The sequence below is a fragment of the Belliella calami genome (assembly GCF_022549695.1).
Taxonomy (GTDB): domain Bacteria; phylum Bacteroidota; class Bacteroidia; order Cytophagales; family Cyclobacteriaceae; genus Belliella; species Belliella calami.
In genome coordinates, this window is the sequence record NZ_JAKZGS010000001.1 from 342,058 (window position 1) to 356,633 (window position 14,576).

12 protein-coding genes are annotated in these 14,576 nt (G+C 36.9%); 3 read left to right on the forward strand and 9 right to left on the reverse strand.

The features are described from left to right. Positions 1-263 precede the first annotated feature (263 nt). The 3 genes from MM236_RS01390 to MM236_RS01400 all read left to right on the forward strand — a co-directional run bounded on the left by MM236_RS01390 (position 264) and on the right by MM236_RS01400 (position 2,137). Positions 264-443, forward strand: a complete 180-nt coding sequence (locus MM236_RS01390; protein ID WP_241273135.1) for a hypothetical protein — start codon at positions 264-266, stop codon at positions 441-443. 147 nt (positions 444-590) lie between these two features. Then, positions 591-896 carry a helix-turn-helix domain-containing protein gene (locus MM236_RS01395; RefSeq protein ID WP_241273136.1) on the forward strand — a complete coding sequence of 102 codons (306 nt, stop codon included), beginning with the start codon at positions 591-593 and terminating at the stop codon, positions 894-896. Further along, positions 893-2,137 carry a type II toxin-antitoxin system HipA family toxin gene (locus MM236_RS01400; RefSeq protein WP_241273137.1) on the forward strand — a complete coding sequence of 415 codons (1,245 nt, stop codon included), beginning with the start codon at positions 893-895 and terminating at the stop codon, positions 2,135-2,137. The genes MM236_RS01395 and MM236_RS01400 overlap by 4 nt, the downstream gene beginning before the upstream one ends. A 185-nt stretch (positions 2,138-2,322) precedes the next feature. Here the strand turns inward: MM236_RS01400 and MM236_RS01405 are convergent, their stop codons facing one another. The 9 genes from MM236_RS01405 to MM236_RS01445 all read right to left on the reverse strand — a co-directional run bounded on the left by MM236_RS01405 (position 2,323) and on the right by MM236_RS01445 (position 14,565). Continuing rightward, the gene (locus tag MM236_RS01405) at positions 2,323-2,664 is read right to left on the reverse strand and encodes a hypothetical protein (RefSeq protein WP_241273138.1); all 342 of its coding nucleotides are present in this window, start codon (positions 2,662-2,664) and stop codon (positions 2,323-2,325) included. A gap of 46 nt (positions 2,665-2,710) precedes the next feature. Then, complete coding sequence (locus MM236_RS01410) at positions 2,711-3,904, reverse strand: DUF4934 domain-containing protein (RefSeq protein ID WP_241273139.1); 1,194 nt, start codon at positions 3,902-3,904, stop codon at positions 2,711-2,713. A 46-nt stretch (positions 3,905-3,950) separates the two neighbouring features. After that, positions 3,951-4,787, reverse strand: a complete 837-nt coding sequence (locus MM236_RS01415; protein ID WP_241273140.1) for an alpha/beta hydrolase — start codon at positions 4,785-4,787, stop codon at positions 3,951-3,953. 127 nt (positions 4,788-4,914) lie between these two features. Beyond that, positions 4,915-6,396 (reverse strand): Gfo/Idh/MocA family oxidoreductase, encoded by a 1,482-nt coding sequence (locus tag MM236_RS01420; RefSeq protein ID WP_241273141.1) that lies wholly within the window; start codon positions 6,394-6,396, stop codon positions 4,915-4,917. Positions 6,397-6,585: 189 nt separating this feature from the next. Then, the gene (locus MM236_RS01425; RefSeq protein ID WP_241273142.1) at positions 6,586-7,716 is read right to left on the reverse strand and encodes an endo-1,4-beta-xylanase; all 1,131 of its coding nucleotides are present in this window, start codon (positions 7,714-7,716) and stop codon (positions 6,586-6,588) included. A 249-nt stretch (positions 7,717-7,965) separates the two neighbouring features. Beyond that, positions 7,966-9,339 (reverse strand): glycoside hydrolase family 43 protein, encoded by a 1,374-nt coding sequence (locus tag MM236_RS01430; protein WP_241273143.1) that lies wholly within the window; start codon positions 9,337-9,339, stop codon positions 7,966-7,968. An 80-nt stretch (positions 9,340-9,419) separates the two neighbouring features. Beyond that, the gene (locus MM236_RS01435; protein WP_241273144.1) at positions 9,420-11,354 is read right to left on the reverse strand and encodes a glycoside hydrolase family 97 protein; all 1,935 of its coding nucleotides are present in this window, start codon (positions 11,352-11,354) and stop codon (positions 9,420-9,422) included. Positions 11,355-11,432: 78 nt separating this feature from the next. Further along, entirely contained in the window at positions 11,433-12,806 is a 1,374-nt protein-coding gene (locus MM236_RS01440; protein ID WP_255742236.1) for a glycoside hydrolase family 43 protein, read from the reverse strand. A 16-nt stretch (positions 12,807-12,822) separates the two neighbouring features. Continuing rightward, entirely contained in the window at positions 12,823-14,565 is a 1,743-nt protein-coding gene (locus MM236_RS01445) for an alpha-L-fucosidase (RefSeq protein ID WP_241273146.1), read from the reverse strand. Positions 14,566-14,576 lie beyond the last annotated feature (11 nt).

The window sequence follows — 14,576 nt, forward strand, 5'->3', positions numbered from 1 at the left end:
AACGGATCTTATCTTGGATATGGAGGATACAATAATGTCAACCCAGAATTGAACAGCAAATCTTATAAAGTAGCTAGATTGGATGAAAATTTCACGATAGAAGAGACCCTATTCACTTTTGATGAAGCATTTAGAGGAGCAATGATTTTATAATTTTTGCTTCATTTGATGCAGAATTTAAACAGTTCTCAATTGTCTATAACAAAGTTACAGGAGAAGTTATTGGCAATGGGAGGTATTTAAAAGAATCAAAAAAGTACAATTTGATACTTCCTTTTTTTCATACAGTCGATGCAGCTGGAAACCGATTTATAAGTGTATTGGAAGGGTATATTCTAAAGCAATTTGTAAAAGAAGCTAGTCCATTTGATCAATATTTGACTAATGAAGATGATTTGGAATCCTACTATTTGGTGGAAGTGATATTTGACGAGCTTAAATAATAGTACACCAAAGCTATTTTTAATCTTTCATTTGGTTTTAAAGTCCATAAAAATCAAAAATTACATTTGTTTTCAAATAATACTTTGTAAATTTACTAATACTATTGTATCACTTAAATTAAAAAAACATAAATAATAAATATTATAATGTTACTTATATCACCATCAAAAGCTCAAGTCAAAATAGCAAATAGTATCCGAGAAAGAAGATTGCAAATGGATCTTACCCAAGAAGGATTGTCAGATCGATCAGGAGTACCATTGGCTACTTTGCGGAAGTTTGAACAAAAGGGAATAATCTCTTTGGAATCCCTCTTAAAACTATTAATGATAGTAGGGGGATTAAGGGAAATTGTAAATACTTTGAAACCAGCTAAGTCACAATTTGCAACAATTGACGATGTATTAAGTGAAAACAAACATGTTGAGAGAAAAAGAGGACGTAAAAAATGATATCAAAAATTTCAGAAATAGAGGTTGGAGTTAATTTTGGGTTTGGGATAGAACCAGTTGGAAGACTTGCTGTTCATAATCACACCTTTTACTTCGAATATGATTTATTATTCCTTAAAAAAGGACTAGAAATATCTCCATTCTATTTACCACTTAGAAGCGGATTAATAGAATTACCATACCGTCCATTTGAAGGTCTAGCGGGTGTTTTCAATGATAGCCTACCAGATGGTTGGGGTAGGTTGCTTTTTGACAGAATGGTAAGATCAGAGGGATTCTTACCAGAAGATTTTTCCCCTTTGGATAGGTTGGCTAATGTTGGGCTTTTTGGTTTGGGAGCTTTGGTATATGAGCCAAATAATAATCAAGAAAATAGGAATTCAAAAATTGATTTAGATCAGTTGGCTGATCAAACAGAAGAAGTCTTGCAAGGTTGCTCTGAAGACATTATTAGTGAATTACTTGCTTTAAACGGCTCTTCTGCCGGTGCACGTCCTAAGGCACTAATTGGCATTGACTCAACATATAAAAACATTATTCATGGCACCCATTTACTTGAAGAAGGTTTTGAGCCGTGGATAGTCAAGTTCCCCAATCAACAAGATGGGACTGATGCTGGAGCCATTGAATTTGTATTTGCAAAGATGGCTGAATTAGCAGGAGTCGTTATACCTAAAATCCATTTATTTCCCTCTTCAAAATGCCCTGGTTATTTCGCAATCAAGCGTTTTGATCGGGAAAATGGTCAGAGGTTTCACATGCATACAGCATCTGGGTTACTTCATAGTGACTTTAGAGTTCCTGCATTTGACTATGAAGATTTATGTAACCTGACAGGTCAACTCACAAAAGATATTCGTGAGGTTGAGAAAATTTATCGATTGGCTGTATTTAATGTTTTATCTCACAATAGAGATGATCATGGGAAAAACTTTAGCTTTCTAATGGATTCTTCTGGAAATTGGAAGCTTGCTCCTGCTTATGATTTGACTTTTTCTAGTGGACCTAGAGGAGAACAAAGTACTATGGTGATGGGAGAAGGCAAAAACCCAAGAATAAAGCATTTAAAAAAACTTGGTATGGAAGCAAAAATATCAAAAGAAAAAATAGACAACATTATCGAACAAACAGTATATGCTGTTAATAATTGGGAATCTTTGGCCAAAAACTACGGTGTAAGTCATTCCAATATATCATTTATAGGCAAAGCTATCAAGAAGATCAGGGAAAATGACAAATAGCAACAACTGGGTTATCTAAGGCATCTAATGCTTTAAGCTTAAGGGTGCTTATTACTTTCATTTCTAATTCCCTCTTGATCAAAATATACCTTCCAAATAATAGCTATTAACCTATCACATGGCATCAAGAATAAATTCGTTGGGATGATTATTCAGACAAAACTTCTCATCTCTTTGTCCTTATATCAAAAATCTTTCAACCTAAACTTTACCAAAATAATGTTTTCGGCTTCCCTTTGACTCCTTCCCAAATCCTGTTTTTCAATTTCTTCAGAATCATTTGCAATAAAAAATCTAGGCTGAGCTGGAAAAGTACTTTCAAAGACCTGCTCATTTGGAAGTCGAGAATTGTACATCGCCATAGTAGAATCATTTATTGGGAAAAAGGAGGAAAGATGCGCCTTGTTTCTCATAGCACCCAAATATTCCACTCCATCATTTGAACCGCCACAAGCCTGAAATAGCGCTCCACTAAACAAGAAACACTTCACAAATAACCTACCCACTAAAATTTTCGAATACTTCATTTCATTTTTTCTTAAACGTTTAGAAAAGCAATATTTCTGTCAAAGACTAAAACTCCTTCAAATCAAACCAAGTCAAAACAGGGTTACTTGATTTGTCTATTCCCTCCAATAATTGATTCAAGCCTGATTCATCTCTATCAGATTTGGGAAAGATTTCACCTAACATAAGAACTACATCCGGCCAAGACACAGTCACGATGGACTGATCATAATAATGAAAATAAGAAGGGGAACCGTTAGAGCTAAACAGGGGATGTGAAAAGTGGCTAAATACAGGTTTCAATAAAGAAATTGAATTCCCTGACTCCTTGGAATATAAAACATTAAAAACCTGTTTATCACCAAAAATGATAAACATAGCTCCGTCTTTCAAACTTATATATCCATTAACAAAACTTTTATTTGCATCCATCTCCAAATATTCTTGAGTATTGATGCTAGGCAAGCGCTCTTGGGGAAAACCATGAATCCCCATATCAAGCTTATAAAAAGGCAATGCACCCTCCTGACTGATGGAATAAATCACATTTCTATAACGAGGATTAAAGAAAATATCCGAACCGGAAATCCGTAAAGGATCTTGTATTGTAAAAGAAAAATTGTGATTTCTGTCTTCAAACGCTTTGTAACTTACTTTACCTTCCATGTCAGCTACTACCAAAGAGTATCCATCAATATCTTCTTTATCCTGATTGGCTGACAACCCTGAATTAAAAACAAATTGACCATCTGTCAAATGAATCATAGAACTAAACAAAAAAGGCATACGAACACTTTCAATAAAATCCCCTTCATATGTGTAAAATTTTATCCTTCGCCCATCCAAATCCACTAAACAAATGCGCTTATTTGAAACATCCAAGGAAACATCGCGAATAGAGAAATATTTATCTGGACCATCCCCTACGGCATGAATCTTATGCATAAATCTCCCCTTCATATCAAATACGAATATTGATTTGGTTACATATTTATCTACTACAAAAATCTTTTCGTCATCAAAAAGCAAATTATCAACACCACCGATTAAACTTTCATCGGTAGTCTCTAACTTCACATATTTGACAAAATCAATGTAATCCTCATACTTAATTTCAGACGTATTTTCGAAATCAACTGAAACAATATGTTTGACATTAGTTTCTTCTAACTGATCAGCAACAGGTTTTTTTCGATTGCAACTACTTGTAAGAATTACAATAAATAGACTTAAGTAGAATAATCTTAACAAAGTAGTCATAATTATTATTGGTAAGGAAATTATGAAAATCACAAATAAGATCTATCTAAAATATCTCTTGGACGAAGAAATACAACTCATTTTTCCAATATTCAAAATTATGGTGGTGACCCGGAATCACTCTGTAGGTATGATCGATGTTTTGCTCATTTAGATAATCATGCGTTTGATTAGCTACTCTCATCAAGTTATCTTGATCACCACAGCTTAGAAACAGCAACTTTAGGTTTTCTCGGGAAACATCTGCTTGTGGAAGCAAATCACTGCCTCGCTTTGTATTTGGTGCTGGTGAAAAACCTCCAACCCAGGCAAAGTCCTCAGGATGATTCAATCCAAAATTCAAAGATTGACCTCCACCCATAGAAAGTCCAGCTACAGCCCTATTTTCTATTCCAGGCTTTACTTTATATGATTTTTCAATAAATGGAATCAAATCATCCATCAAATCCTTTTCGAATCTTGCAAATGCCTTGACAGGTTCTTCTCCAAAGATATCACCTTCCGCACGGTCGTTTTCCATGGCACGACCATTTGGCATGACGATGATCATTGGCTTTGCTTTTTTGTCCGCATAGAGATTGTCTAAGATTACATTTGGTGTACCTTGATCAAGCCACTCTCTTTCATCCCCACCAATTCCATGTAGTAAATAAAGCACTGGATAAGCTTCAGACGCAGTGTACCCCGGAGGGAAATAAATATTGGCAACACGATCCACACCAACTGTCTTTGATGGATAGGATATCTCTTTTACTTCTCCTTTTGAAACCTCTTCTTTTACTTGATCAAAACCTGATGGTGCGATGATTTCTGCGTCTTGGGCTTGGGTAAAATTTGACAGGAAAACAGTAATGATTAATAAGGCTAATTTGAAGGTTTTCATAGGTTTTAGGTTTAATGGTTAATTTGATGTTTTCATTTAATAGTGGTTCTTGCTTATTGCTTCTCTGACCCTGATTATAGGAGACCTTCGAGGTTTTTGGAAACCTCAAAGGTCAGGTTCTCTTTCCTTATAACTTATAATATTCCTCCCATCCTTTTCTTGGTGGGGTGCCATTGAGTAGCTCGTTGGCAACTTTATTGTTGGTGATTACTTTTTTCTTTCTGTCAAATTTCAGGTTGGTATTCATTTGTTGGGCTAGGACTCCTAATGAAAATATCTGGCTCAATGGTCCTGAAACTTCGAAAGGAGATCTGGTTTTTTCTTCACCTTTGCATGCCAAAAGGAAGTTTGCAAAATGGTTGGAGCTACTTTCTGGAACTTCCGGCAAACTACTTTTCATATCATTTGCTGCTTCTTCTGGAATGATAGAAAGTGTGCTTCCATGTGAACCTCCCTTAAATGTCAAATCTTTGCCATAAATTATTTTTCCAGGATTTAGATTTCTCTGCTCAATTTGTCCTGTGCCGGCAGCTGGGATATCAGCACTCAACTCTGAACTACCATAACCCTCAGGAAGTGGTGGTAAATTTTCCAATCCATCATACCAAGTCACATTTACAGCAGGCATTTTTCCTCTTTTTGGAAATTTGAAATCCAAAGTTGTTGCTTGTGGATAGAACAAAGGATTGTGTCCTTTCAGATTTACTGCGTTGATTTCTTCTGGAAGACCCAAATCCAAATATCTATGGAAACTATCCATAATGTGTGCACCCCAATCTCCCAAAGCTCCCATCCCGAATTCGTACCAGCATCTCCATTGGCCATTGGCGAAATCTTTGTTGTAATCATGATGCTCTGCTGTCGTCAGCCAAAGATCCCAATCAAGTGTTTCTGGTATTGGCTCTGCCTTTGGATAGCTAGTCATAGAAGTATCCCAACCATGCCATCTTCTCCTGCTGTTCATATGACAAGTGATTGCATCTACATCTTTGATAATCCCTGCATCTACCCAAGCTTTAAATTGAAATGCATTTGCTTCTGAATGTCCCTGGTTACCCATTTGGGTAATCACTCCGTATTTTTTGGCTGCCTTCATCATCAGTTCGACTTCCTGAAATGTCCTTGCCATTGGTTTTTCTACATATACCGGCTTACCTGAAGCCATGGCGTGCATGGTTATAGGGAAATGTGAAAAATCCGGTGTACAGATGATAACTGCATCAAAATCAACTTCTTTTTGGTCCAAAAGCTCCCTAAAATCCTTGAAACGCTTTGCTTTGGAATGCTTTTCCATGATTTTGGTCGTATGGGGAGCACCCATATCCACGTCACATAGGGCAACCACATTTGACAAGCCTGTTCTATCAAAGTCATTGATTACTTGCTCTCCCCTATTTCCTATTCCAATACAAGCAAGGTTCACCCTATCACTTGGCACTTTAGATGCCATTTGCACGATTTCCCCAGCTTTGTTTCTGATTTCAGGTTTTGAAAAAAGTACATGGCTTGGAATAATGTGAAAAGCCCCAAATGCAAGTGCGCTTTTCTTTATAAAATCCCTTCTTTTTTCGCCACTGGTTAATTTTGATTGGTTTATTTTATCTTTCATTTAAATCATTTTTATATTCTGATCCCTAAAATAATGCATATTGCAACCAAATAGAAACCAGTCACATAATTCTAGTGATTTTATAAAATTATTCATATAATCACTATGAAACTTGTATAATATTTTGATTCTAATACTTTTTATAAAATAATTACTATAAAATTTAAATTTTAGTCCCAATCCTAAATATTATCGGTTTTGAACTAATTTTTGTACTTCAAAATACACTGGTTTCGGATTCAACTCCTCATCAAGTAGAAAAGGAAAAGCCTTCCTTCCTGGCTGGTCTAACCACGTATGATCATCACCTATACCCCAGAATGTCACGTTGGTAATAATGTCACTATAATCCAACAAAACATCAAAAATCATGGTATAAGCCATCTTTTGTCTAAAAGAAAAAGTATCATTATACACAGTAGCTCCTGGCTCATCACTTGATAGATAGACAGGAATATCGAGTTCAGTAATCTGAATTTCTACATCCAAACTTCTAAACAAATCCAAAGTAGTCCTAATGTCTGCCTCTGAAGTATTTACCATCCAGTGACCCTGCAGCCCTATTCCATCTATAGGAATATTATTGTCTTTGAGTCTTTTGACCATATTGTAAATCTTGTTTCTCTTCCAACTGAAAATGGAATTGTAATCATTGTAAAATAATTTGGCATTCGGATCTGCTCTCCGTGCATATACAAAAGCGGAATCGATGTATGTCTCACCTATCATTTGGTACCATGGTGAATCTTCCCTGTACTCAATCACACCCGCAGGATCCCAATCAAACATCGCTTCATTGACGACATCCCAGGCATATACATCATCTTTGTACCTCGTAACGACAGTTGTGATATGTTCCTCAAGTTGGGCAAGTGCTAGTTCTCTCGAAAGCAAATCCCCATTTTCATCATAAAACATCCAATCAGGTGATTGTGAATGCCAGGTTAGGCAGTGTCCTCTCACTAGCATATTGTTATCCTTGGCAAACTGTACCAATTGATCTGCACTTGACCAAGTATATTGGCCTTTGACACGTTGAAGAGCATCAGGCTTCATGACATTCTCGGCGGTGATGCTCGAGAAATGCTTCCTCAAAGTCTGTCCATGTGCTGTACCAAGATCTGCTTGCTGAGGAGTAACAGCAGCACCAATTTCAAAGTAGTCCTCGAAAAGTTCTTTTAGTGGGATCACTACTTCCCCGGTATCTTCTTCATCTTCAGGAACATTCAAATCTGGAATAACCTCTTCAGAATTTGAACAACTCCATATTATTAAAACAGAAGCCCCTAAAGCCCATAATTTTGATTTATTGATTTTCATTGTTTTATTTTTTTGGTTATGGTTTTATGCTTTTTTTTCAATATTTCAATTCATCAATTAGATTAGTTTGTGAGGACACAAAACAAGGATTTGACGCGCTTTTGGTCTGTGGGGACACAAACCAAGGAAGATCAGTTAGAATGGTTTATGAGGACACAAACCTAGGAGAAGATAGTTTTACAATCTTTAAAATTTTTAATCCGCCACGGCGGACAAGTTCTTCAAATATTTCAATCTCCAATCTTTCAATCACTTTCTAAATAACCAATAATCAAAGTACATGATGTCTCGAGGTGCTTTTCCCTTGAATACAAAATACAAATCGTGGACACCTGTGGTTTTTTCTATTTCAGAATCTACCAAAACCCACCTATCATCGCCACCTGTCAAAGGTACTTTGATGGTAGTCAACAATTTTCCCTCTTTGCTTCCCAACCTAACTTCCATTGATACGCCACCATTATGCGTTGTACCTACTCTCGCTGTGAACTTGGTAGCGCCGCTTTCTCTAAAATCAACTCCTACCACTTTGGTATAAGCATCATCACGGGTAGCTGTGATAAAATTCCCAACTACGTCATTGCTTTTGGCTTTGACTCCTTCTGACCATGCGATCATCTCTGCTTCACTTTTCACAAATGGATTTATGGAACCGATACTTTTGCTAATTCCCTCTGTCATTTTCATAGGCACGATTGTACCATCTTCATTGAACTTGATCTCTTCCACTGCAACTGAACGTGTAAACCCACTTCCACCTGGCAGTCCTCCATTATGATAAAAAAGATAGGTTTTGCCTTTGTAATCGATGATCCCAGGGTGATTGGTGAAACTTCGGCCTTCAGCTGGCATCAGCACTCCTTGATACTTCCAAGGTCCTGTTGGGCTATCACTTGTGGAATAACCCAGATGCTCTGGAAGTTCTCCTGCAGCAAAAAGTAAATAATAAAGATTATTTCTCTTGTAAAGCCAAGGACCTTCTTCATAAGTTGTGGGTCTTTTGGGATCCTCAGCTTTTCTTTTTCCGAAGGATTCAATTGTATTGGGAAATTGACCGACTTCACCATCAAGAGAAACCATGTCTTCATTGAGTTTGGCAAAATAGCAGACCGGATTTCCCCACATCAAATACGCTTGTCCATCATCATCTACGAAAACTGTCGGATCTATATCTGCACTGCTATTGCTGATCAAAGGTTTGCCTAAAGGATCTATAAATGGCCCATAAGGACTATCAGAAACAGCTACTCCTATGCCATTTTGATTGTTTCTGTCTGTAATGGGTACATACATGTAGAACTTCCCATCTCGCTCTATACATTGAGGTGCCCAAGCATTTATTTTTCCCCAATCAAAATCCCTAAAAGACAAGACCGATCCATGGTCTGTCCAGTTTACCATGTCTTCAGTGGTATATAGTCGCCAATCATTCATAGTAAACCAAGTCGATCCATCTTCATCGTGGGAAGTATAGAGATAGACTTTGTCATTGTACACCATCGGTGCTGGATCTGCGGTGTAGGCAGTTTGTATGATTGGATTTTGTGCCAAAACAATCCTACTGAATAATACCAAACAGCTTATTAAGAGGTATTGGGAAACTTTTACTTCTTTTACTTTCATCAGATAATATTTTGGTGAAAAGGATATCTATAACCCTCCTCCTTTATTCTTTTTTATTCAATACTTACTTATTACTAATATCAATGGTTGGTCAAGACAAACCCACCACGGGATTGGATAGTAACTTCGAAAACACCTTCTTTCCCTACTTCCACTGTTTTTATGAAAGGTTTTTTACTTTTATCATCGTTATAGAGATTAAATTTTTCCCCAACTACCATGGGAAGTTTAAGCTTCAAGGTTTTAGCATCAGCCTCAGCATTGACACCTGCGATATACCAATGATCCCCTTTTCTTCTAGCTAATACACTATATTTGCCTGGATAGCCATCTATATGAATCGTCTCATCCCAAGTCGTCGGTAATTTTCTCAAAAAATCCAGTTCAAAATCAGGAACATCCTCTAGATTGTTTGGCGTCAAACCGAACATCTGTACCGGATTTTGGAAAAGCACACCTGTCGCCAACTGGAAGATATCAGTTGTCAATCGCTCCTGTCCACTTTGGTTTCCTTTGTTGAGATATTTATTGAGAAGAATTCCCCCAAACTCCATACTCGCCACAGTATTTCGGATAAAAGGATGGAGTGTGGCATAAAAAGCCTCTTTTTCCCTAATATCTTGTACGAAAACCAACATTTCAGAAGCTAATACAGCCTCACTTCCAACAAAATTGGGATACATCCTCTCCCATCCTCTTGGCAATGTGGCTCCATGGAAAATCACCATCAATCCAAAATCGTTGGCTTCCACCAAAATATCTTCATATAGCCGCATGGTCTCTTGCTTGTCTCCTCCAAAAAAATCAACTTTCAAGCCTTTCACCCCTGCTTCTTGAAGCCATTTCATCTCCTTTTTCCTGGCAATGGAAGTATTCATTTTATTCAAAGGCGTTTGGAAGGCATCATTGGCAGTACCATTGGAATTGTACCAAAGAAACACATCCACATTTTTTGAATTTGCATATTTGATCAATTCTTCCATGCGGTCGTAACCGATTCTATCATCCCACCAAGCATCTATCAAAATGTATTCAAAATCCATCTCAGCTGCCAAGTCAATGAACTTGACCTGATCATCATAGTTCATGCTGTTGTCTTGCCAGAGTATCCAGCTCCAAGTACCTTTTCCGTATTTGTAATCTTGAGAAGCTTCATATAGTGGTTCTACCACATCATAAGGAATTGTGGTCTCCACTATTGGACTAAGGGAATTACCAAGCGTAATAGTCCTCCAAGGAGTCTGATTTGGTAGTCCTAACTGTGCTCCAGGGCTTCCAAAACCATTATTTTGTTCCATTTGAGGATATGAAACGGTATAAACACCATCTTGAACCCCACTCAGGTGTGATGCGGTATAATTACTCCCAACACCTGTCTCTGAAAGCAATACCCAACCATCATTTCCTATTTTGAATAGTCCAGGGAAAACATAACCTAGTCTTGCACTAGTTTTATCGATAGGTTCATCAGTGACATAGCCACTTTCGTAACTAGGTGCAGTTCTTGCAAATCCAGTCATGGGACGCATCATGTTTGACAAAAACGCCGTAGATGAAGATGGGAATTTGTATCCTGTGATCTCTTTTTCTACCAGAATACCTTTGGTCTCCTTCCACATTGGAAGCTCATACCTGAAAGCAATATCATTGTTACTGACTTGAAAATGAACTGAAATCTCTTGATCAGCTTCATTCTTTATTGTATAAGTGAGTGTATTGGCTTTGTAATGGATATCAGACTTCTTGATTCTATCTTGAGTGTAAGACTGATCTACAATTCCAGTTTTGGTTTTGACAAAAGAAAGTTGCTCAGTGAAGGAGCCAGCATTGGTTTCCAAACCCAAAGGAGATTTATCAAGCATGGTCTTCTGATCGTAATTCACGGAGTAAAATAACTTTCCATCTTCTAGTACCAAACTTACTTTGACTAGTCCATCTGGGCTTTTCACATCAGATTCTTGTGCATAAGTGAACAAGCTTATAAATGTCAAACAGCAAAATATTAGTTTCTTCATAGTTTTAATTTCTGTCTTAATATATATTTTAGAGATTTATTGATTTGCATTTAAATCTTTTAGCAATGTTTATAAACCTTAATCAATTATGTTTTCAAATTGCCAAAAATCCATTCGGAACAACTCATGTGGTTCATTTCCTTCAAAAACCATAAATAAGTCATGAATTCCATCTATGGCTTCAACATTTGTGACCAAAGTCCTCCAATCATCCCAATCACCTAAATATGGTATATTAAGAACTCCAACAACTTCTCCGTTATAACTATCAAGTTTCAATGTAATTTTTCCTCCAAAATACCTACTTGACACGCTAGATTTAAAAGTTAAATTTTTACTTTTTCCAAAATCCACACTACTTACTTTGATGTAATCCTTGTTGTGAATTTCTTTAACAAAAACACCTATTTCATGATTTTCCCCCAATTTGACCCCTTTAGATTCTGCTATTGTTTCCGCTTCATTTCTAATAAATGGATTTATTGAACCAGCACTTTCAAACACGCCTTGAGCTTTTGGGATTTCTGGAATTGACCCATCTTCATTGTAAACAAATTCTTCTATGCAAACCGATCTTTTAAAATCACCTCCTCCTGGAAGGTCTGCACCATGATAGAAAAAATATGATTTCTCTTTAAAATCAATGATTGCCGGATGGTTAGATCCACTATTGCCTGAATGAGGCATAATTCCCCCCCCATATTCCCATGGTCCTTCTGGACTCTTAGAAGTCGTATAATGAATAGACTCTACGACATTTGAAGCATAAATCATGTAGTAGATGCCTTTACGTTCATAGGCCCATGGAGCTTCTTCAAAATCAGGCCCAAACACAGATTCATCAAAAATATCCAAAGCAGAAATTTCGCCATCAATTGAAATCATATCTTCATTTAGCTTGACCCAATAGCATGCGTTATTTCCCCAGTAAAGATATGCTTGACCATTTGAATCAATCATAACTGATGGGTCTAAGTCGTCCCAAGAATGTTTGGCAAACTTTGTCATATCATTTGTAATTAGCGCTTCACCAATCGCATCTTTGAAAGGGCCAAATGGACTATCTGCAACAGCTACTCCAACACTTACACCTGGAGAATTTCTATTCAATGTAGAGATATAAAAGTAAAACTTACCATTTCTTTCTACACATTGTGCTGCACTTGCATCCCCAGCTGACCATTCGAAATCACTGGTTTTTAAAGGAGTCTTTTGAGCTGTCCAGTTTACCATATCTGTAGTTGTAAATAAGGAATATTCACGCATCAAGAAGGAATTATTTGGTGCATTATCTTCATCATGGCCAACGTATAAGAAAACTGTATCATTGTAGACAAGAGGTGCTGGGTCTGCTGTATACATGGTTTGTATAATTGGTGTTTGCGCACTCAAAGTGTACGTAAAACCAGATAAGACCAAGACTAAATATGCAATTTTAAAAAACTGTTTCATGAGTTTACTTTTTAATTCAATCGATTTTAAAGACCGCCGAAGTTCTAAAATCAATATTTTCAGGGAATTTTATTATAAGTCCTTTTTCATCCTGAACCCAAGTCAAATCTTTATCAAAACCTAATAGAGAAACTTTCTGAATCTTTTTTTCATAAATCTCACCTGATTCATTCAAGGACTTGATAATGATCTCTGATGATGCACCTGGAATTACCATTGAAAAAACATACAATGAATTATCTTCACCTACAGTAAATCGGAAATCAGTTTCATTGAATTCAAAATCAGCATGTTTGCTTCTCAATGCCCCACCTGGGAGCTGCTTTAATTTACCATCTACAATTTCTCCTTCTCCATGAATTTCCCAGGCCCTACTACCATATACTGCCTGACCATTTCTCTTCATCCATACTCCAACCTCCTTCAACATTTTTTCGCTTTCCTGATTTATAGATCCATCTGGCATTAATGAAATACAAATGGCTGCATTTCCATCCCTAGCTATTGCTTCAATGATGTATTTTATCATCATTCCCGAATCATAAGTGAAGTTTGGTGCATAAAACCAATCACCTACTGGTGTTTCAGCTATCCAAGGTTGATCTGTTTTTATTTTTTCAGGTATACCATGCTCCTCGGTATTCACTGTGCCATTATTTTTACTTCTGAATTTAACAATACTAAAGGTATTTACTTCTCCACGGTCTTGAAGAGTCCTATTATAAAAATCCGCCATTACTCTCGGCATAGCATCAGATTTGTATCCTGTTCCAGTACCATATCCTACAAAAGGACCTTGAACAGTTCCATCAGTATAAATAAAGTCTGGCTTATAGTTCTCAACTACATCCATTATTCTCAAAGCCCATTGTGTACTATACCAGTTTGCATAAGGAAGATGGTTTGAAAATATTCCAGCTGGGGCAGCTGACCAGCCAGTATGCGCATTCTTTTCTACTCCTTTATATTCTCTGAGATCCACTCCATAGAGTAATCGAGGATCATATCCTTCCCACCATTTTCCCTTTCCATCTTCTAGTGAAAGATGCCCATCATAAGGAATATTTGCCTTTTCACCCTCTTTATCATTTCCAAATGCTGTTTGCCACCACCACCAAGTATATTCGTGATGAAAAGTAACTCCAAATTTCATATTACTTTTTCGACAGGCTTCTTCCCATTCTTTTAACAAATCTCTTTTGGGTCCAATATTTACCGAATTCCAAGGATGATATTTAGAATCCCATAGGTCATAATTATCATGATGTACACCTTGAATCATCAAAAAGCGAGCGCCTGCATCTTCATATATTTTAGTTAGTCTTTCTGGGTCTAACCCCTCAGGATTCCAATTTTGTAAAACATCTTTGTATCCAAATTCTGAAGGATGCCCATATCTTTTTATATGATTATCGTATGCCCAATGGCCAGGTTTATATAGATTTCGTGCATACCAATCACCACTTTCCCCAGCTGATTGAGGTCCAAAATGTACCCAAATCCCAAACTTTGCCATTCGAAGCCAATCAGGTTCTCCAGGATAATTCTCCTCAATAGATTCCCAAGTGGGCTCAAATGGTCCAGCAGCTATTGGAATATCCAATTTCTGTTCTGGAAAGCTCTTCCAGTCTCCCAGTTCTACACTATTTATAGGTAGACTTTTTACATCTTTAGGAAAAGGTGGTAATAAACTCTGCTGCGCTGATGAATTTTTGCAAAAACTTGCAACTAATATCATAATGATCAATAACTTTTTCATAATATTTTTTA

Coding starts and splice junctions, on each gene's coding strand:
- MM236_RS01435 (WP_241273144.1), bottom strand. CDS start 11,354: ATGAAGAAACTAATATTTTGCTGTTTGACATTTATAAGCTTGTTCACT.
- MM236_RS01425 (WP_241273142.1), bottom strand. CDS start 7,716: ATGAAAATCAATAAATCAAAATTATGGGCTTTAGGGGCTTCTGTTTTA.
- MM236_RS01420 (WP_241273141.1), bottom strand. CDS start 6,396: ATGAAAGATAAAATAAACCAATCAAAATTAACCAGTGGCGAAAAAAGA.
- MM236_RS01445 (WP_241273146.1), bottom strand. CDS start 14,565: ATGAAAAAGTTATTGATCATTATGATATTAGTTGCAAGTTTTTGCAAA.
- MM236_RS01405 (WP_241273138.1), bottom strand. CDS start 2,664: ATGAAGTATTCGAAAATTTTAGTGGGTAGGTTATTTGTGAAGTGTTTC.
- MM236_RS01430 (WP_241273143.1), bottom strand. CDS start 9,339: ATGAAAGTAAAAGAAGTAAAAGTTTCCCAATACCTCTTAATAAGCTGT.
- MM236_RS01395 (WP_241273136.1), top strand. CDS start 591: ATGTTACTTATATCACCATCAAAAGCTCAAGTCAAAATAGCAAATAGT.
- MM236_RS01440 (WP_255742236.1), bottom strand. CDS start 12,806: ATGAAACAGTTTTTTAAAATTGCATATTTAGTCTTGGTCTTATCTGGT.
- MM236_RS01415 (WP_241273140.1), bottom strand. CDS start 4,787: ATGAAAACCTTCAAATTAGCCTTATTAATCATTACTGTTTTCCTGTCA.
- MM236_RS01400 (WP_241273137.1), top strand. CDS start 893: ATGATATCAAAAATTTCAGAAATAGAGGTTGGAGTTAATTTTGGGTTT.
- MM236_RS01410 (WP_241273139.1), bottom strand. CDS start 3,904: ATGACTACTTTGTTAAGATTATTCTACTTAAGTCTATTTATTGTAATT.